This is a genomic window from Polaromonas sp. YR568 (genome assembly GCF_900116715.1).
In the GTDB taxonomy this organism is placed as follows: domain Bacteria; phylum Pseudomonadota; class Gammaproteobacteria; order Burkholderiales; family Burkholderiaceae_C; genus Polaromonas.
Genome location: NZ_FPBM01000001.1, coordinates 765,549 through 784,336 on the forward strand (window position 1 = coordinate 765,549; position 18,788 = coordinate 784,336).

Sequence of the window (18,788 nt, forward strand, 5' to 3'; positions counted from 1 at the left end):
GCACGTTGGCCGGATTTCGGCCATACGCCTCTTTTTTATGCACAAATCCACACTTTAGTCTTTTGATTGTGGAAAGCGAGCGACGCCAGGCCGCGAACGTGAAGAAACGTCCTTGACTTGTCAGATGACCTGAACGACGATAAAAAACATTCAGTAACATGTTGTCTGTTACACAATCTTCACACTTTTAATCTGTGTGCCAGATATGCGGTAAGAGGCAAGGTATCAGCCCGCACCCAAAATGAAAAAATTGATAGCCAGCCTGTTTGGTGTCCGTGCCACGGCCGCAGTCGCCCAGCGCGCGCCCGCATCCAGCCGCGACAACCCGCTCACCATTGAAGACGGCTCGGACAACGCCACGCGGCGCCAGCTGGTGCAGGTGCTGCTGCGCGATGCGGTGCGCAAATACGGCATCCCCCCGCGCTGGATCGACTGCCAGATGATGGTGGTGTCCAGCCGCAGCCGCGGCCCCGGCATGTATGTGCGGCTGGTGGTGCGCCAGTGGGACGACCGCCTACTGAACTACGCCCACGCCTTCCAGACCGCACTGATGGTGGAAATCACCCGCTTTGAGCCCCAGGCCTCGCAGTGGCTGCACGGTATTTCGTGGCAGCTGGAGGTGGCCGACAGCTGCCCCTACCGCACCATGCCCGACAAGTCTTTCTGGGCCGATCCGGCCAGGCCCGCGCCCGAGGCGCCCCAGAGATCGCACATGGCAGCTCCGGCGGCCACGGCTTCCGCATCGGCCGCACGCCAGGCGGCGCTTGCACCGGCGCCCATGAGTGCAGCCACCGCAGCCGCTGCTGCGGCGCCCATCATTGCGGCCCTGAGCCAAAGCCAGGCCCAGCAGCCGGCACCCGCCCCATCCGCGTCCCGCGCCGCAGCAACCGCCGACAGCGACGCCATGAAAGACCTGGAAAGCCTCTTCAAGATCCGCGACCAGGAGCTCAGCAAAGGCGGCGACGGCGGCCCGGCGGTCGGCTACGAGTCGACCCAGCCCTCGCCTCTGTAGTTTTCTGCGCCTTGCGGGTCTGGCCTGCGGGGCGTGAGGCGCTGGTGTACGCTTGGCGTCCATGAGCCCCCCATCCGCCCCTTCACCGGCCTCCTCCGCGCCCCCACAAGACCCCTCCTCCCTTGCCGATTCACGCTATGCCGTGATGCGGCTCATCATCACGCTGGCCCTGATGACCGTGGGCTCCAGCGGCATGTACGTGATCGCGGTGGTGCTGTCCGCGGTGCAGGCCGAATTCGGCGTCTCGCGCGCCGACGCTTCGCTGCCCTACACCTTCCTGATGATCGGCTTTGGCATTGGCGGCGTGATGATGGGCCGGCTGGCCGACCGCTTCGGCGTGATGGTGCCGCTGCTCATAGGCGGCGCCGGCCTCGGCCTGGGTTTCGCCGGGGCGGCGATGTCCAGCAATGTGTGGATGTTCTCTCTGGCGCACGGCCTCCTCATCGGTTTTCTCGGCTCGGCCGCGACCTTTGCACCGCTGCTGGCCGACACCTCCTTGTGGTTTGTGCGCCGCCGCGGTTTTGCGGTGGCGGTGTGCGCCAGCGGCAATTACCTGGGCGGCGCGATCTGGCCGCCCATCGTGCAGCACTTTGTGGAAACCGTGGGCTGGCGGCAAACCTACCTGGGCCTGGGTCTGTTCAGTTTTGTGACCATGACGGCGCTGGCGCTCCTGATGCGCAAACGCCCGCCGGTGGCCGTGGCTGCGGCCGTGGGCAGCAGCGGCATCGCGGCAACCGTCAGCAGCATGCCCTTTGGCCTCTCCGTAGGGAAGGCGCAGCTGCTGCTGTGCGTGGCCGGCGTGGCCTGCTGCGTGGCCATGGCTATGCCGCAGGTGCACATCGTTTCGTACTGCACCGACCTGGGCTACGGCGCGGCGCGCGGCGCCGAGATGCTGTCGCTGATGCTGGCCTGCGGCGTGGTGAGCCGGCTGGTGTCGGGCGCGATCTGCGACCGCATAGGCGGGCTGCGCACGCTGCTGCTGGGCTCCGTCTTGCAGGGCGTTGCGCTGCTGCTGTTTTTGCCTTTTGACGGGTTGGTGTCGCTGTACCTGATTGCCGCGCTGTTCGGGCTGTTCCAGGGCGGCCTGGTGCCAGCCTACGCCATCATCGTGCGTGAATACTTTGAGCCTGCCGAGGCCGGCGCGCGCGTGGGCACGGTCATCATGGCCACGCTGCTGGGCATGGCGCTGGGCGGCTGGATGTCGGGCAAAGTGTTTGACCTGACGGGCTCTTACCACGCAGCCTTTCTGAACGGCATCGCCTGGAACCTGCTGAACTTCAGCATCGCGTTTTTTCTGCTGTGGCGTGTGCGGAAGATGGCGCGGGGAACGGTGGCGGGGCAAGCGGCCTGAAGGGCCTGAAAAGGCCTGAAATAGGCCGCTATCTTTTCAGGAGCTGGCTACGCTAGTGCCGTGCGGGTTTCAGCTACTTTTCATTGGAAGAATCAGGAAACTCAGGCCAAGACCCGCTGCAGCCACTCTTCCAGATCTATCACCTCTTCGGGGCACACCGAGTGCTCCATCCGGTATTCATGCCAGTCGACCTGGTAGCCCATGTCAGTAAGCGCATCACGCGTAGCGGTGGCGCGCGGAAGGATCACCACGCCGTCGTGCGTGCCGTGGGCCAGGAAGATGGGCGTGTCCTGGCTGGCGGCGCTGCGCTCGGCGGCGGTCTTGTCGGCCAGCGGCAAATAGCCCGACAGCCCCGCGATACCGGCCAGGCGTTCTTTATGCCGCAGGCCCGTCATCAGCGCCATGGCGCAGCCCTGCGAAAAGCCCGCCACCACGATCTTGTTGGCCGGAATGCCGCGCGACTTTTCATGCTCGATCAGCGCGTCGATTTCAAGCTGCGACTTGCGCAGCCCGGGCTCGTCCTGGCGGCTCACCAGGTCGGCGCCCAGCAAGTCGTACCAGGCGGGCATCACGTAGCCGCCGTTGATGGTCACGGGGATTTGCGGCGCATTGGGAAAGAGGTAACGCACCGGGCCCACGTCCCGCAGATCAATCTGCTCGGCAATCGGCAGGAAGTCGCGCCCGTCCGCCCCCAGGCCGTGCATGATGATGATGGTGGCTACAGGGTTGTCGCCCGTCTGGGCTTCAATGACTTGGAGGGACATGCGTGGATCCGTTGAGGTTGGTCAGGAAGGAATGAAAAGCGGGAAGGCCGAGGCCATGCGGGATTCTAGGCGGGCAGCCCCGCAGGGCGGGCAAGCGCTCTTGCCGCACCGTAGCGAGTGGGCTACTATTTTTCAGTCAGCATTTTCTGACGCGTGCCGGAGATTCGCATGAAACTCATCATCGCCGCCGTGGCGCTTGCCACATCCTCACTGGCCTTTGCCCACAACTGCCCCAACGAGATGAAGGCCATCGACGCCAAACTCGCCACCAACCCGAAACTCTCGCCCGCCGACATGACCAAGGTCAAAGACCTTCGCGCCGAGGGCGAGAAGTTTCATAAGGAAGGCAAGCACGACGACTCGATGAAAGCGCTGGGCGGCGCCAAGAAGCTGCTCGGGATCTGAAGCCGGCGTACCTGGAGCCGCTCTCAACCGCGGCGCAAGGCTGCCAGCCTGTTTGAAAAATCCGCCTGCTGGTTGAGTTCGTTCCACCACAGGCGGTAGCCCGCATCGCTGGGGTGCAGCCCGTCCCTGGCATTGAGTTCATCGGGCCGCTGGGCAAACGGATCCTCGGCTTTGTCCTTGTACAGGTTCACATACAGCGCGCCATTGTCTTTGGCGGCCTCGCGCACGAAGCCGTGCAGCACCTGCGAGCGTTTTGTCATCAGCCACGACCACGGTGCAAAAAAGAAGGGTGCGCTGCCCACATTGCCGCTGGGCATCATCACCACCAGATTGGCATGGGTGCGCGCCAGCTCGGCGCTGCGCGCGATGTCCTGCTCGAGCTTTTCATAGCGCGTCAGGCGAATCACGTCGTTGCCGCCACCCAGCACCAGGATGGCATCAAACCGCTCCCCGCCCAGGGCCTCAAGCTGCCCGGCGATGTCGGCAAACTTCGCGCCGTCTTTTGCGCGGTTGGTGATCTTCAGGCGCGGGTGTGCCTGCCCGATCAACCCGGCTACGCTGTTTGCCCCCGACGACGCGCCGGTGCCCACGGCGGTGCTGTCGCCCACCACCAGCAGGCTGGCCATGGCCCCGGCGGGTGAGGCTTCGAAGGGCTCGCTCTGGCGCGCAAGCTCGGCCGACTGGCGGATGCGCCAGACGGCGCACCCCGATGTGGTCAGCACAGCGAGCGCGGCGATCAACGCGATGACGGGCAGCATGCGGGGGCGCCGGTGCAAGATGGTGTGGGTGTGTGGCATGGCAGGTGTGTTGGGGGTGTATGGCGGTTAGCGGTTCATCCAGGTGATGCTGAGCTGCAGCACGGTGGCAAACGCCACCCAGAGCAGATAGGGAATGTTGACCAGCGCCACCCAGCGCACGCGCCGCCAGACCGCGACCATCGCCCATACCAGCGTACCCAGCACCAGCAGAATGTCCACGCTGGCCAGCGCGTTGTTCTTCAGGCCGAACTGGATGGGCGTGTAAGCCAGGTTGAACACCAGGTTCAGGATGAAGGGCAGCAGCACGCTGAACGGCAGGCGGCGCTTGAGCGTTTGCAGCAACACATAGCCAAAGCTGACGGCGATGACAAGGTAAAGCACCGTCCACACCGGGCCGAAAACGGAAGCCGGGGGCGCAAAAAAAGGTTTGGCGAGTTGCGCGTACCACGCGGCGCTGCTGGTGCTGTCCATAAAGAAGCCGGCGGATTGCCCGGAAAAAGTGGGGATGGTTTTTTTTACCATCGGCGTTGCGCCGCCTCTGGCCGCAAGCGCTGATACCCGGGTAGGACGCCACCGCCATAATCCCGAGAGGAGCCCCGCAATGACCACCACCCCTTCCTTGCACGGCCTCGGCTACTACCAGGTCGACGTCTTCACCCATGAAGCGCTGGCCGGCAACGGCCTGACCGTGTTCTTGCCCGAGAGCCCCCTGCCTGCCCGCGTGATGCAGCGCCTGACCACCGAGATGCGGCAGTTCGAAAGCATTTTTTTGTCGCCCGACGGCCCCGGCAGCCGGTTTGAGGCGCGCATTTTCACGATGGAAGAAGAGCTGGATTTCGCCGGCCATCCCCTGCTGGGTGCGGCGGGCCTGTTGCATCACCTGCACGCGCCGCGGCAAGCCGATGCCGAATGGACACTGATGCTGGGCACGCGGGCCGTCAAGCTCAACACCACGCGGCACGAGGGCAAACCGGCCACCTACGACGCCAGCATGAACCAGGGCGCGGCCAGCTTTCAGCCGCCGCTCAGCCGCGCCGACAGCCGGCCTTTTCTCGCTGCGCTCAATCTTGAGGAATCACAACTCGACGTGCGCTTTCCGCTGCAGGTGGTGTCGACCGGCCTGCCCTACCTGCTGGTGCCCGCGGCAGGCGGGCTGGAGCGCGCGAAGATCGTGCACCCGGAATTCGAATCGCTGCTGGCCACCGCAGGCGCCAAGTTCGCCTACGTGCTCGATGTGACGGCGCGCGAGGGCCGCACCTGGGACAACGCCGGGCTGGTAGAAGACATCGCCACCGGCAGCGCTGCGGGGCCGGTGGGCGCCTACCTCCGGCACCACCGCGCCGCAACGGCCAGCGAGACCATCACCCTCAAGCAAGGCCGCTTTGTGGGCCGCCCCAGCCGCATCACGGTGGCGGCCAATGCAGTCGGCGAAATGCTGGTGAGCAGCGGTGTGGTGGTGCTGGCGCGCGGCGAGTTTCTGTAGGCCGTACATCCAGCCGGCGCCATACCGCGTATCTTCAGCATCCACGCTAATCCATCCGCAAAGATTGACCTCATGACCGCCAGCCCTTCCCGCCACTTCATTCGCCACTTCTTTCACGACGTCACCCGCCTCCTTGCCGCGCTGTGGCTGCTGTGCATGGCGATGACGGCGAGCGCGGCGCCGCTGACGGCGGCGGACGAAAAGAGCGTGCGCGACGTGGTGCAGGCCCAGCTGGCGGCGTTTGCGAAGGACGACGCGGCCACGGCGTTTTCTTTTGCCGCGCCCAATGTACGCAAGGCCGTGGGCACGGCCGAAGCCTTCATCGCGATGGTGCGACGCGACTACCCCGTTGTGTACCGGCCCTCGTCAGTCGCCTTCCTGAAGCCGGAGGGCAAAGACGACCAGGTGATCCAGCGCGTGCAGATGGCCGATGCGCAGGGCACGTCATGGCTGGCGGTTTACAGCCTGCAGCGGCAGGGCAACAAGGCCTGGCGCATCACGGGCTGCGTGGTGGTGGAAAACAAAGGCCGCATGGCCTGACGTGCTGCTGCGAAAACCCGGTACGGGTTTTTCGGGCCCACTTCGGCGCCGGAATAAGCAAGCGCGTGCATCCGGCCGCCGGGGCGGTTTTTGCGCTTTGTGTACTTTTTGGCACTTGTAGCCAATTGTTACAAGACTAAGCAAAAACGCCCGCGTGTTTCATGAAAAAGTGCCGCTTTCACAAGGAGGGCAGCCTTGACCGGGTGACCTGCATCGCCGACATTGATAACACTTTGTAACATTTATCAATCTCACGCGTGCCGGCCGGAATTTGTCGAAAGCATGCGCGGGGCGAGGGGAAATACCATGAATCTCAGCCTGCAGCACCTGTTCGGCATCAAAAGCCGTGCCAAGCACAAAAGCCATGCAGCGCCCGCTCCCGCTGTCAGCGAGCCGCCGCGCGAAGGCCCCGCCACCATCGAGGACGGGTCCGCCAACGCCTTGCGCCGCCAGCTGATCCAGGTCTTGCTGAAGGATTCGATGCGCCGCCACGGCATCCCGGTGCACTGGCTGGACTGCCAGATGCTGCTGGTCTCCAGCGCCAGCCGCGGCGAAGGCATGTACCTGCGCATCATCATGAAGCAGTGGGACCTGCGCATGCTGACCTACGCGCTGGCGTTTGAAAAATCGCTGATGGTGGACATTACCCGTTTTGAGCCGCATGCCAGCACCTGGCTCTACGGCATCTCCTGGCAGTTTGAAGTCGGCGACAGCTGCCCTTACCAGGAACTGCCCGACCACAAAGTGTGGGAGAACCGGCCCGTCCAGTCCGGCGCGCAGGCCGATCTCAAGCAGGATCTTGCCCGCATGTTTGCCATACGGGATGCCGACATGCTGGTGCGCGGAGCCGACGCCGCCGGCAACTACGAAAAAACGCAGCCGCAGATATTGCCGCCGCGCTGAGCCGGCGAGGCGGCATCCGCCGTACTCACGGCACTTTCGGCACTCAGCGCATCAATAGGTGCCGATGTAATCCTTCTTGCCGATCTCCACGCCGTTGTGGCGCAGGATGGCGTACGCCGTCGTCGTGTGAAAGAAAAAATGCGGCAAGCCGTAGTTCAGCAAATACGACTGGCCGGTAAAACGCTTTTCTTTCGGTGTGCCGGCTTGCGTGATGATTTCGCGCACGGCGGCGTCATCAAACTTCTTCACATCCAGCCCTTCGACAAAGGCAAGAATCGTGTCGATGCGCGCCTGCAACTCGGCAAACGTCGTTTCCTTGTCTTCGACCTTGGGCACTTCCACACCGGCCAGCCGGGCCGACACGCTCTTGGCGAAGTCAGTGGCCACCTGCACCTGGCGCAGCAAGGGAAACATGTCGGGGAAAAGACGTGCCTGCAGCAGCGCGTTCGGATCGATCTTTTTGGCGGAAGCATGGGCTTCCGCCTTGGCCAGGACGTCCTTCAGGCCGCCCAGCATCTGCTTGAAGACGGGGATGGACGTGGTGTAGATGCTGCTGGTCATGGGATGCTTTCGGTAGGGTTCAGTGGGGTGATCGGGTTGCACGCGCGCTGGGCGCGGCGCCCTGCATTCTCGCCGCATTGGCATGAATGGCCCGGCCGGCCGCAAAATAGTATGCTGTCATACCAATTTTCGCCCCCTACCTGCCGCCCATCCGCCGTCCTGAAAAGGCCCCACCATGAACGCCCCTCTCCCCACCGCCACCCGCCAATCCGTGCAGGCCGCTGACCTCGCCGCCCTGCCGCTGATTGAAAAATGGGTGTCCTTTGCCTCCGTCTCGCGCGACTCCAACCTGCCCCTGCTCGACTGGACCCAGGCGCGGCTCGAAGCGCTGGGCATCGAATGCCGCCGCACCTACGACGACAGCGGCAAAAAAGCCAACCTGTGGGCCACCCTGCCCGCGGAAAACGGCGAAACCAAATTGGGCGGACTGGTGCTGTCGGGTCACACCGACGTGGTGCCGGTCGACGGCCAACCCTGGAACACCGACCCCTTTGCCGCGCAAATCATCGGCGACAAGCTCTACGGCCGCGGCGTGACCGACATGAAGAGCTACGGCGCGACTGCATTGATGATGGTGCCCGAGCTGCTCAAGCGCAAACTCAAACGCCCGGTGCACCTGGCCTTCAGCTACGACGAAGAAGTTGGCTGCATAGGCGTGCGCCGGCTGATCGCCGACATGGTGGACCAAGGCTACAAACCCGCCGGCTGCATTGTGGGTGAACCCACCGGCATGCAGGTGGTGATTGCGCACAAGGGCAAGCATGCCTACAAGACTTCCGTGCGCGGCTTTGAAGCGCACTCTTCGCTCACACCGCTGGGCGTCAATGCGGTAGAGATTGCCTGCGAGTTTGTTGCCAACCTCAAATCCATGCACAAGCGCCTGGTCAAGGAAGGCCCGTTCGACCCGATCTACGACGTGCCGCACACCACCATCCACACCGGCGTGATCGCAGGCGGCACCGCGCTCAACATCATCCCGCGCGACTGCGATGTGACCTGGGAGATCCGCCACCACCACATGAATTCGCCGGTGGAGTTGTTCAATGAAGCCAAGGCCTTTGCCGACAGCCTTATCCCGGCCATGCAGGCGGTGGCGGCCGATACCGGCATCACCCACAAACTCAACTCGGTGCTGCCCGGCTTTGCAACGGATGCCGACAGCGAGATCGCGCAGCTGTGCTTCAAGTGCGCGGATGTCGATGCGAGCTCGGGCGCAGGCAAGGTCTCTTTTGGCACGGAAGCTGCATTGTTCCATCAGGCCGGTGTGCCGACCATCGTGTGCGGCCCCGGCCATATCGCTCAGGCACATCAGCCCAATGAATGGGTCACGCTGGATCAACTCGCCTGGTGCGAACGCTTTATGCGCCGCCTGGCCGACGAGATCTGCGTGAACTGAACACCGAACCGATATCGCAACCCTCACCTCAACCGAAAGAACATTCATGATGCAACGCGGAGATTTCCTGGGCACCGGCCTGGCACTTGCCGCAGGCGGCGCACTGGCGCAGGCCAACCCCAAGATCGCACGCATCGTGGTGCCCTTCGCGGCGGGCGGTGTGCAGGACTTGCTGGCGCGCGCCATGTCTACCGAACTCGGCGTGGCGCTGGGCCAGACCGTCATCATCGAAAACCGGCCCGGCGCCGGCGGCACCGTGGGCACGGGTTATGTCGCCAAGTCGCCGCCCGACAGCGGCGCCATGGTGCTGGGCGCGGCCAGCCACAACATTGCCGGCACGCTTTACACCAAGCTCAGCTACGACCCGCAAAAAGACTTCGCCCCCATGGCGCACATCGGCACGGCCGACTACGTGCTGATGATTCACCCCGACGTGCCGGCCAAAACCGCAGCCGAATACATCCGCTATGCCAAGGCCAACCCCGGCAAGCTCAACTACGCGACCGCCGGTGTCGGCAGCGCCACGCACCTGTCCATGGCCTACTTCAACGGCCTCGCCGGCATCGACGTGGTGCATGTGCCGCTCAAGGCCACGGGCGAAGCAATCAACGAAGTGATCTCGGGCCGCGCGCAAGCCGTGATCGCAGCCAGCATTGGTGCGCTGGCCTTTGCCAAAGACAGCCGCATCCGCCTGATCGGCGTGACCTCGCCCAAGCGTTCCAAATATTTGCCCGATGTGCCGACCATTGCCGAAAGCGGCCTGCCCGGCTACCAGTTCGATTCATGGTTCGGCCTGCTGGGCCCCGCAGCCACACCGGCAGCGGAAATCAACCGCGTCAACGCGGCTGTGGCCAAGGTCCTCAAAGACCCGGTGGTGCTGGAGCGCCTCGACAAGCAAGGCATTGAACCGCTGGCCATGAACAATGCCGACTTTGCCAAGCTGCTGGCCGTGGATTACAAACGCATGGCGGAAGTGGTGAAAGCTTCGGGCGCCAAGGTCGAATAGTTTTCCGGTCAACGCCTGGCCGGCGTCAGGTTCTCGACCAGAAACTCCACAAAAGTCCGCACGCGCAATGACAGATGCCGCGCATGCGGATACAGCAGGATGAAGGGCCGCGAGCTGCCGCCGAACTGCGGTAGCAACTCGACCAGCTCGCCGCTCTTCAAATCTTTCTCAAGGATGTAGCGGTAGGTCTGCACCAGGCCCGCGCCGCTGCGCGCCAGGGTGGCAACGCCCAGCACATCTTCGGAGCAGCAATAGCTGCCCGGGGTCGCAACATCAACGTCCTTACCCTCCACCTGAAACGTCCATGGAATCCGGCGGCCTGTGCTGGGCAGTTCAAACTGGATGCATTCGTGCTTTTGCAGGTCTTCCAGCGTCTTGGGTTTGCCCGCGCGCTTGAGGTATGAAGGCGTAGCCGCCAGCACCAGCTCCGCGTCTTCGAGCTTGCGCGCAATCAAGCTGGAATCGTCGGGCGCCCGCCCGCGTATCGCCAGGTCATAGCCCTCATCTGCAAAATCGATGTTGCGGTTGCTCAGGTGCACATCAAGCTGCACTTGCGGATACAGCTTGCGAAATTTCGGCAACAGCGGCAGCACGCGGTAATGCGCAAAAGGCGTCGGCATGCTGATGCGCAACAGGCCGGCCGGTGCGGCCTGCTCGCCCGTCACCAGGCGCTCAGCATCCACCAGTTGCGACAAGGCTTGGTGGCACTGCTCAAAGTACACACGGCCGGCATCGGTCAGCCTGATCTGCCGCGTTGTGCGCACAAAGAGGCGCACGCCCAGCCTTTCTTCCAGCCGCGACACGGATCGGCTCACCGCCGCGGGCGTCACGCTCGCTGCCGCTGCGGCGGCGGTAAAGCTGCTGAGTTCAGCCGCCAGGCAAAAGAGTTCAATGCTGCCGAGCAGCAGGTCGTCGAAGTTGCGTTTCATGGTGGTCCTTGGCCAGTTTTTCGCCAATTCATTACACCATGTATCAGGTAATTTGAAAAAACCTGTATTTATCTTCTTCTACCGCATCAATACAGTTCATCTCACCGAGACGAACAACACATTCACCCCGGTTCGGCGCAGGAATTCATCGTGAACTCCACACCGTTTCGTCAACCAGTAAAGGACTTTTGAAATGAGCAACAGCAACAAAACCGTCGTCATCACCGGCGCATCCAGCGGCATCGGCTTCTCTCTGGCAGAGGCTTACCTCAAGCGCGGCTACAACGTGGTCGGCAATGCCCGCACCGCCGCACGCCTGCAAGCCGCTGCGGCCAAACTCGGCAACCCGGCCAACTTCGTCGGTGTCGAGGGTGACATCGCCCAACCGTCTACCGCCAAAGCCCTCTTTGCCAAAGCGATTGCCGCCTTTGGCAAGGTCGACATCCTCATCAACAACGCCGGCATCTTTACCGCCAAGCCGCTGGTGGACTACACCGAGGACGACCTGGAAACCATAGTCGGCACCAACCTCAAGGGCTTCTTCTACCCCTCGCAGCAGGCCGCCAAACACATGGCCCAGAACAAGCAGGGCCACATCGTGACCATCACCGCGAGCATTGCCATGCAACCCACCATGAAAGTGCCTGCGCTGCTGCCGGTGCTGATCAAGGGCGGCCTGAACAACGCAACCCGTGCACTGGCGCTGGAGCTGGCTTCGTCGAACGTGAAGGTCTCCGCCGTCGCGCCCGGCATCATCGCCACCCCCATGCACAGCGACGATGAAGGCACGCGGGCCTTCTTCAAGACACTGGCACCAACGGCCAGCACCGGTGTCACGCAGGACATCGTTGACGCTGTGCTCTACCTGACCGACGCACAGTTCACCACCGGTGTTGTGCTGGCGGTGGACGGCGGCGCTTCGGCCGGAACCTGGTAAACCATCCCTGTTCATCCATCGGCGACCACGCCACAACTTGAGGAGTTTCTGCCATGCCTTATGTCAATATCCGCATCACCCGCGAAGGCGCCACACCGGCGCAAAAACTGCAACTGATCGAAGGTGTCACCGACCTGCTGGTCAAGGTGCTCAACAAAAACCCGGCTACCACGTTTGTGATCATCGATGAGGTCGAGACCGACAACTGGGGTGTCGCCCGCGAGAACGTGACAACGGTGCGCAAGCGCGAAGCCGCGGCAAAAAAAGCAGCGGGTTAACCCCCGTGGATCGCCGACCACGGCGTGAAGCAAATAGCTTCAAGATGGAATAGACTCCCGCTTGGCCGGCAGGTCCGCGAGACACGGATCTGCCGGTCCATGGCACGATTCATGCGTTATCCGTTGCAAGATGGAAATCGCGAATCGCGGTTTTTGTTTCCGGGGAGCACGCCAGACGCCTCACCAAGGGCGCAGCTGCTGACGAAAGCTTGACATGACCTGGTCCCTCATCGCGCGCGATTCATCGGGCGCGTTTGGCGTGGCAGTTGCCAGCAAATTTTTTGCCGTGGGCGCTTTGTGCCCGCACGCCCGCAGTGGCGTGGGTGCGCTCGCCACACAGGCGCTGGTCAACCCCCTCTATGCCGCACCGGCCCTGGACGCACTGGCCCAAGGCCTCGCGCCCGCCGCCATCATTGAACGCCTGACATCAGCCGACGAAGGCCGTGACCACAGGCAACTTCATTTAATCGGCATGAACGGCCAGGCTGCGGCCCACACGGGCAGCGCCTGCATCGACTGGTGCGGCCACACGGCCGGCGAGGGTTACTCCGTCGCGGGCAATATGCTGGCCGGCCCGCAGGTGATCGAAGCCACGGCCCGGGCTTATGAAGCCAATGCCAGCCTGCCCTTTGCCGAACGCCTGATCGTCGCGCTGGCAGCCGGCGAGGCCGCGGGCGGCGACAAGCGCGGCAAGCAGGCCGCAGCACTTTTGACTTACACCACCGAAGACTATTGCGCGCTGGACATCCGCGTGGACGACCACGCCGAACCCATCCAGGAGCTGCGCCGGCTCTACGACAAAAGCCTGGAGCGCTACCAGCCCTTCAGCACCTGCCTGCCCTCGCGCCGCAGCCCCGCAGGCGTCACCGACCGCGCGGTGATCGAGGCCGAGATCACACGCTTTCACGCGCAGCGCAGCGGAGCGGCTCAATGACGGCATTGCTGGAGGTGAGCGGCCTGCGCACCAGTTTCAAGCTCGAAGGCGGCGGCGAATTTGCCGCGGTAGACGGCATCAGTTTTTCGGTGGCCTCAGGCCGCACGCTGGGCATCGTCGGTGAATCGGGCTGCGGAAAAAGTGTGACCTCGCTGTCCATCATGGGCCTGCTGCCCAAGGGCCAGGGGCGGGTCTCGGCCGGCTCCATCCGTTTTGAAGGCACCGACCTGGCCACGCTGGAGCCGGACGCGATGCGCACCTTGCGCGGCAACCGCATGGCCATGATTTTCCAGGAGCCCATGACCTCGCTGAACCCGGCCTTCACGATAGGCGACCAGCTGATCGAAGGCATACGCTGCCACCGCGACATCAGCGCGGCTGAGGCCAGGGAGCATGCCATCACTATGCTGCGCCGCGTGCGCATACCCTCGCCCGAGCAGCGCATCGACGAATATCCGCACAAGCTTTCGGGCGGCATGCGCCAGCGTGTGATGATCGCCATGGCGCTGGCCTGCGAGCCTCAGTTGCTGATTGCCGACGAACCAACCACCGCGCTGGACGTCACCATCCAGGCCCAGGTGCTGGACCTGATGCGCACCCTGCGCGAGGAAACCGGCACAGCCATCATCCTGATCACACACGACCTGGGCGTGATTGCCGAGCTGGCCGACGACGTTGCCGTGATGTATTCCGGCAAGATCGTGGAGCGCGCGCCCGTGGCCCGGCTCTTCGACCAGCCGCAGCACCCTTACACCATAGGCCTGCTCGGCTCCATCCCCAAGCTGCACCTGGCGCAGGACCGACTCAACGCGATTGAAGGCCAGGTGCCCACACCCATGACGCGCATGGATGGCTGCCGCTTTGCGCCGCGCTGCCCGTTTGCCATAGACAAATGCAAGCAGGAAGTGCCGCCGCTGATGGACATGGGCGGCGGCCATGAAGCGGCCTGCTGGCGCGCGCCACTGGAAGCCGACATGGCAACCAGGCACAACACAATGGCCGCCGTGCCGAACGAGGTGGCGCTGTGACGGCACTGCTTCGCGTCGAAAACCTGGTCAAACACTTCCCGGTGCGCTCGCACCTGTTCAGCCGTTCCAAAGCGGTTGTGCATGCGGTTGATGGGCTGAACTTTGAACTCAATGCCGGCGAGACCATGGCGCTGGTCGGTGAATCGGGCTGCGGCAAGTCCACCGTGGGCCGCCTGGTGCTGCGGCTGCTGGATGCGACCTCCGGCCAGGTCTGGTTTGACGGCGAGGACCTGATGACGCTGCCCGCCGGCCGCCTGCGCGCCAAGCGCCGCGAGTTGCAGATGATTTTCCAGGACCCGTATTCCTCGCTCAACCCGCGCATGACGGTGGAGCAGGCGCTGACCGAACCGCTGGCCCTGCATGGCCTGGCGCGCGGCCGGCACCGCGAGCGCGCCGCCGAGCTGCTGGACCTGGTGGGCCTGGCGCCGCAATACCTGCAGCGCTACCCGCACGAATTTTCAGGCGGCCAGCGCCAGCGCATCGGCATTGCACGTGCGCTGGCAGTGGAGCCGCGGCTCATCGTCTGCGACGAAGCCGTGTCCGCGCTGGACGTGTCCATCCAGGCGCAGGTCGTCAACCTGCTGCAGGATTTGCAGCGGCGACTGGGCCTGGCGTATGTCTTTATTGCGCATGACCTTGCCGTGGTCAAACACATCGCCTCGCACGTGGCGGTGATGTACCTCGGGCAGATCGTCGAATACGCCGACAAACACAGCCTGTTCGCGCAGCCGCGCCACCCGTACACGCAAGCCCTGCTGTCGGCCATTCCGGTGCCGGAGCCCGGCCTCAAGCGCGAACGCACGCTGCTGCAAGGCGATGTGCCCAACCCCATCACACCGCCCTCGGGCTGCCGCTTCAGGACGCGCTGCCCGCATGCGCGCGACCGCTGTGCGGAAGAAGTTCCCGTATTGCGTTCGCAAGGCGGCCACGCCGTGGCCTGCCATTTCTGGGAAGAGATCAAGACGCCCGCCAGCATCACAAGCGGCGCCGTTGTAAACGAGAGGCTGCTCCGGCTCCAGGCGGCTTTTCATGCGCAAGCAGCCTGATGGAGACCACGATGTTCACCAGGATTCCGGGCGCAAGGCAGCCAATCAAGCAACCCATCATCGCAATCGACAACCGTGAAGGAAAAACCATGAGCAAGAATATTCTGCTGGCCCTGACACTGGCCGCCACCGCCTGCGCGACGCAGGCCCAAACCCTGCGCATAGGCCTGGCCGAAGACCCGGACGTGCTGGACCCGACGCTGGCGCGCAGCTTCGTGAGCCGCATTGTGTTTTCCTCGCTGTGCGACAAACTGGTCGACATCGATGAAAAACTCAACATCGTGCCGCAGCTGGCCACGTCCTACCAATGGTCGGCCGACAACAAGGCCTTGACGATGAAGCTGCGCAGCGGCGTGACCTTCCATGACGGCGAAAAGTTTGACGCGGCTGCGGTGAAGTTCAACATCGACCGCCATAAAAACCTCGCAGGCTCCAATCGCCGAGGCGAGCTGGCACCCGTGACCACGGTGGACGTGATCGACGACCTCACCGTGAAGATCAACCTCAGCGCGCCTTTCTCGCCGCTGCTCAGCGTGCTGGCCGACCGCGCCGGCATGATGGTTTCGCCCAAGGCCGCGCAGGCTGCACCCACCAACTTCGGCACCAAGCCGGTGTGCTCCGGCCCCTTCAAGTTCACCGAACGCGTGGCGCAGGACCGCATCGTGCTGGAACGCTACGCCGGTTACTGGGACAAGGCCAACATCCATTTCGACAAGGTCGTTTTCCAGCCCATCGTGGACGCCACCGTGCGCCTGGCCAACCTGCGCTCGGGCCAGCTTGATTTCATCGAGCGCGTCGCGCCGTCGGACATCGCCTCTATCAAGGCCGACAAAAAACTCGCCTTCTCGCGCATCACCGAGCTGGGCTACCAGGGCATCACCATCAACACCGGCAAGAGCGACCAGGCGCAGAAGAACCCGCTGGGCCGCGACCCGCGCGTGCGCGAAGCCTTTGAGCTGTCGCTGGACCGCGCCGGCATCGTGCAGGTCGCGATGGACGGCGAAGCCACGCCGGGCAACCAGTGGGTGCCGCCCAGCAACAGCTTTTACGCCAAGAACGTTCCCATTCCCAAGCGCGATGTCGCGCGTGCCAAACAGCTGCTGAAAGAAGCCGGTGTGCCCAACCCGAGCTTCACGCTGATGACGCCCACCACGTCTGATGCCCAGCGCGTGGCCCAGGTGGTGCAGGCCATGGCCAAGGAGGCCGGCTTTGACGTGAAGATCCAGTCCACCGAATTCGCCACTTCGCTGAACCTGGCGGACAAGGGCCAGTTCGACGCCTACGTGCTGGCCTGGAGCGGCCGCGCCGACCCGGACGGCAACCTGTTCAGCTTTTACGGCTGCAAGCAGCCGCTGAACTACAGCGGCGAATGCCGGCCTCAGTGGGACGAGCTGCTCAACCGCTCACGCAACACGCTGGACACTGCCGGCCGCATCAAGGTCTTTGCGACGCTGGCCGCCGAAGCGGAAAAGGTCAAACCCGTGGTCTACCTGTTCCACCGCAACTGGCTGTGGGCCTACAACAAGAAGATCACCGGCATGCGCGCCGTGCCTGACGGCCTGGTGCGACCCCAGGGCCTGAAGATGTAATGACGTAAAACAGGCAGCCACCACTTTTCATGCTCCAGTACCTGCTCAAGCGGCTTGCCGCGATCATCCCGACGGTGTTTTTTGTCACCGTCATCATCTTCGGGCTGCAGCAACTGCTGCCCGGTGATGCCGCGTCCGTCCTGGCCGGCGAAGACCAGGACCCGCAGGTGATCGCCTACCTGCAAAAGAAGATGCACCTCGACGAGCCGCTACCGGTGCGCTACGGCTACTGGATTTCCGGCGTGTTTCATGGGGACCTGGGCGAGTCCATGCGCATCCAGCAACCGGTGCTGGACCTGATCAAGGAAAAGCTGCCGGTCACGCTGCAGCTGGCAGCCATGGCCATGGTCATCGCGCTGCTGATCGGCATCCCGGCCGGCATTGTTTCGGCCGTGGGCAAGGACTCGGCCTGGGACTACCTGGCCAATGTGATTGCGCTGTGGGGCTTGTCCACGCCCAACTTCTGGCTGGGCATTTTGATGATCCTGGTGTTCTCGGTGCAGCTGGGCTGGCTGCCGGCTTCGGGTTATGTCAGCCCGTTTGAAGACCTCGGGGCCAACCTGGCGGCCATGATCATGCCGGCTTTTGTGCTGGGCAATGCGATTGCCGCCGTGCTGATGCGCCACACGCGCAGCGCCATGCTGCAGGTGCTCAATGCCGACTATGTCCGCACCGCACGCGCCAAGGGCCTGACCGAGCGGCGTGTGGTGCTCAAGCATGCACTGCGTAATGCGCTCACGCCCATCATCACGCTGGGCGCGCTGGAGTTCGGCACGTTGCTGTCGGGCGCGGTGCTGACCGAGCAGGTGTTTTCGATTCCCGGTTTCGGCAAACTGATTGTGGACGCGGTGTTCAACCGCGACTATGCGGTGGTGCAGGGCGTGGTGCTGTTTACTTCCAGCGTCTACATCCTGCTCAACCTGTTGGCCGACCTGGCGTATTTTGTCGTCAACCCGCGGCTGAGGGGTTAAGGCATGAGCGCTGTTCTTCCCACCATCGCACCGCGTGAGGCCACCCCGGCGCAGCGCGCACTGCGCCGCCTGATGCGCCGCCGCGGCGCCATGCTGGGCCTGGCCATCGTGGTGATGTTTGTGGTGCTGGCGCTGTTCGCTCCGTGGATCGCACCCTACGACCCCGTCGCCACCAGCTGGAGCGCGGTACGCAAGGCGCCCAGCATGCAATACCTGTTTGGCACCGACGAGATTGGCCGTGACGTGCTGTCGCGTGTGGTGTGGGGCGCGCGCGCCTCGCTGCTGGCGGGCCTGGTGTCGGTCAGTATTTCCATGGCGCTGGGTGTGCCGGTCGGCCTGCTGGCGGCTTATGTAGGCGGCTGGACGGACAGCCTGATTTCGCGCTTTACCGACGCCATGCTGGCCGTGCCCTTTTTGATCCTGGCCATCGCGCTGGCCGCCTTTCTGGGCCCCAGCCTCAGCAACGCCATGATCGCCATTGGCGTGTCGGCCACGCCCATCTTCATACGCCTGACGCGGGCCCAGGTGCTGGCCATGAAGGTGGAGGATTTTGTCGAGGCGGCGCGTGCCGTGGGCAACCCGCACTGGCGCATCGCGCTGCGCCACATCCTGCCCAATGTGCTGCCGCCGCTGATCGTGCAGGCCTCGCTGGCGATTGCCTCGGCCATCATCGCCGAGGCCAGCCTGTCTTTCCTGGGCCTGGGCCAGCAGCCGCCCGCGCCCAGCTGGGGCAGCATGCTGAACACCGCCAAAAATTACGTCGACAATGCCCCCTGGATGGCGATCTGGCCCGGCCTGTCCATCTTTTTGCTGGTGCTGTCTTTCAACCTGCTGGGTGACGGCCTGCGCGACGCGCTGGACCCCAAGCACAAATAATTCATGCCGCAAGGCATTCAC

The 18,788-nt window shown here is 63.7% G+C and carries 21 protein-coding genes; 16 read left to right on the top strand and 5 right to left on the bottom strand.

What is annotated here, in order from left to right; translation table 11 throughout:
- Window positions 1-241 precede the first annotated feature (241 nt).
- On the top strand, window positions 242-1,012 hold the full coding sequence (locus BM408_RS03660; RefSeq protein ID WP_092126930.1) for a hypothetical protein: 771 nt from the start codon (window positions 242-244) through the stop codon (window positions 1,010-1,012).
- A 61-nt stretch (window positions 1,013-1,073) separates the two neighbouring features.
- Entirely contained in the window at window positions 1,074-2,363 is a 1,290-nt protein-coding gene (locus BM408_RS03665; protein WP_092126932.1) for an MFS transporter, read from the top strand.
- A 101-nt stretch (window positions 2,364-2,464) separates the two neighbouring features.
- On the opposite strand, the gene BM408_RS03670 is transcribed toward BM408_RS03665, so the two are convergent.
- Window positions 2,465-3,127 (bottom strand): alpha/beta hydrolase, encoded by a 663-nt coding sequence (locus BM408_RS03670; RefSeq protein ID WP_092126934.1) that lies wholly within the window; start codon window positions 3,125-3,127, stop codon window positions 2,465-2,467.
- A gap of 168 nt (window positions 3,128-3,295) precedes the next feature.
- Between BM408_RS03670 and BM408_RS03675 the strand changes: the two genes are divergently transcribed.
- Entirely contained in the window at window positions 3,296-3,532 is a 237-nt protein-coding gene (locus BM408_RS03675) for a hypothetical protein (RefSeq protein WP_092126936.1), read from the top strand.
- 23 nt (window positions 3,533-3,555) lie between these two features.
- Here BM408_RS03675 and BM408_RS03680 read toward each other — a convergent pair whose 3' ends face one another.
- Both BM408_RS03680 and BM408_RS03685 read right to left on the bottom strand, forming a co-directional pair.
- Window positions 3,556-4,329: an SGNH/GDSL hydrolase family protein gene (locus tag BM408_RS03680; RefSeq protein WP_254774691.1), complete on the bottom strand. Its 774-nt coding sequence runs from the start codon at window positions 4,327-4,329 to the stop codon at window positions 3,556-3,558.
- A 27-nt stretch (window positions 4,330-4,356) separates the two neighbouring features.
- On the bottom strand, window positions 4,357-4,812 hold the full coding sequence (locus tag BM408_RS03685) for a TspO/MBR family protein (protein ID WP_092126940.1): 456 nt from the start codon (window positions 4,810-4,812) through the stop codon (window positions 4,357-4,359).
- A 79-nt stretch (window positions 4,813-4,891) separates the two neighbouring features.
- On the opposite strand from BM408_RS03685, the gene BM408_RS03690 reads away from it, so the two are divergent.
- The 3 genes from BM408_RS03690 to BM408_RS03700 all read left to right on the top strand — a co-directional run bounded on the left by BM408_RS03690 (window position 4,892) and on the right by BM408_RS03700 (window position 7,216).
- On the top strand, window positions 4,892-5,773 hold the full coding sequence (locus BM408_RS03690; protein ID WP_092126942.1) for a PhzF family phenazine biosynthesis protein: 882 nt from the start codon (window positions 4,892-4,894) through the stop codon (window positions 5,771-5,773).
- Between the two features lie 72 nt (window positions 5,774-5,845).
- Complete coding sequence (locus BM408_RS03695) at window positions 5,846-6,313, top strand: DUF4864 domain-containing protein (protein ID WP_092126944.1); 468 nt, start codon at window positions 5,846-5,848, stop codon at window positions 6,311-6,313.
- A gap of 306 nt (window positions 6,314-6,619) precedes the next feature.
- On the top strand, window positions 6,620-7,216 hold the full coding sequence (locus BM408_RS03700; RefSeq protein ID WP_092126946.1) for a hypothetical protein: 597 nt from the start codon (window positions 6,620-6,622) through the stop codon (window positions 7,214-7,216).
- 51 nt (window positions 7,217-7,267) lie between these two features.
- Here BM408_RS03700 and BM408_RS03705 read toward each other — a convergent pair whose 3' ends face one another.
- Window positions 7,268-7,777 carry a DUF1993 domain-containing protein gene (locus BM408_RS03705; RefSeq protein ID WP_092126948.1) on the bottom strand — a complete coding sequence of 170 codons (510 nt, stop codon included), beginning with the start codon at window positions 7,775-7,777 and terminating at the stop codon, window positions 7,268-7,270.
- A gap of 175 nt (window positions 7,778-7,952) precedes the next feature.
- Between BM408_RS03705 and argE the strand changes: the two genes are divergently transcribed.
- Together argE and BM408_RS03715 are read left to right on the top strand one after the other, a co-directional pair.
- Window positions 7,953-9,173 carry an acetylornithine deacetylase gene (gene argE / locus BM408_RS03710; RefSeq protein ID WP_092126950.1) on the top strand — a complete coding sequence of 407 codons (1,221 nt, stop codon included), beginning with the start codon at window positions 7,953-7,955 and terminating at the stop codon, window positions 9,171-9,173.
- 46 nt (window positions 9,174-9,219) lie between these two features.
- Entirely contained in the window at window positions 9,220-10,179 is a 960-nt protein-coding gene (locus BM408_RS03715; RefSeq protein WP_092126952.1) for a tripartite tricarboxylate transporter substrate binding protein, read from the top strand.
- Window positions 10,180-10,187: 8 nt separating this feature from the next.
- Here BM408_RS03715 and BM408_RS03720 read toward each other — a convergent pair whose 3' ends face one another.
- Window positions 10,188-11,108: a LysR family transcriptional regulator gene (locus tag BM408_RS03720; RefSeq protein ID WP_092126954.1), complete on the bottom strand. Its 921-nt coding sequence runs from the start codon at window positions 11,106-11,108 to the stop codon at window positions 10,188-10,190.
- Window positions 11,109-11,301: 193 nt separating this feature from the next.
- Here BM408_RS03720 and BM408_RS03725 point away from each other — a divergent pair, with 193 nt between their 5' ends.
- From BM408_RS03725 to BM408_RS03760, 8 genes are all read left to right on the top strand, one after another.
- On the top strand, window positions 11,302-12,045 hold the full coding sequence (locus tag BM408_RS03725) for an SDR family NAD(P)-dependent oxidoreductase (protein ID WP_092126956.1): 744 nt from the start codon (window positions 11,302-11,304) through the stop codon (window positions 12,043-12,045).
- Between the two features lie 53 nt (window positions 12,046-12,098).
- Window positions 12,099-12,323: a 2-hydroxymuconate tautomerase family protein gene (locus BM408_RS03730; RefSeq protein ID WP_092126958.1), complete on the top strand. Its 225-nt coding sequence runs from the start codon at window positions 12,099-12,101 to the stop codon at window positions 12,321-12,323.
- Window positions 12,324-12,537: 214 nt separating this feature from the next.
- On the top strand, window positions 12,538-13,257 hold the full coding sequence (locus BM408_RS03735; RefSeq protein ID WP_092126961.1) for a DUF1028 domain-containing protein: 720 nt from the start codon (window positions 12,538-12,540) through the stop codon (window positions 13,255-13,257).
- Entirely contained in the window at window positions 13,254-14,285 is a 1,032-nt protein-coding gene (locus BM408_RS03740) for an ABC transporter ATP-binding protein (protein WP_092126963.1), read from the top strand. Before BM408_RS03735 ends, BM408_RS03740 begins: the two co-directional genes overlap by 4 nt.
- On the top strand, window positions 14,282-15,331 hold the full coding sequence (locus BM408_RS03745) for an ABC transporter ATP-binding protein (RefSeq protein ID WP_092126965.1): 1,050 nt from the start codon (window positions 14,282-14,284) through the stop codon (window positions 15,329-15,331). Before BM408_RS03740 ends, BM408_RS03745 begins: the two co-directional genes overlap by 4 nt.
- Window positions 15,332-15,420: 89 nt before the next feature.
- A complete protein-coding gene (locus BM408_RS03750; protein WP_092127361.1) occupies window positions 15,421-16,920 on the top strand; it encodes an ABC transporter substrate-binding protein in 1,500 nt (499 codons plus the stop codon).
- 29 nt (window positions 16,921-16,949) lie between these two features.
- Entirely contained in the window at window positions 16,950-17,891 is a 942-nt protein-coding gene (locus BM408_RS03755; protein ID WP_092126967.1) for an ABC transporter permease, read from the top strand.
- A 3-nt stretch (window positions 17,892-17,894) separates the two neighbouring features.
- Entirely contained in the window at window positions 17,895-18,767 is an 873-nt protein-coding gene (locus BM408_RS03760) for an ABC transporter permease (protein ID WP_092126969.1), read from the top strand.
- Window positions 18,768-18,788 lie beyond the last annotated feature (21 nt).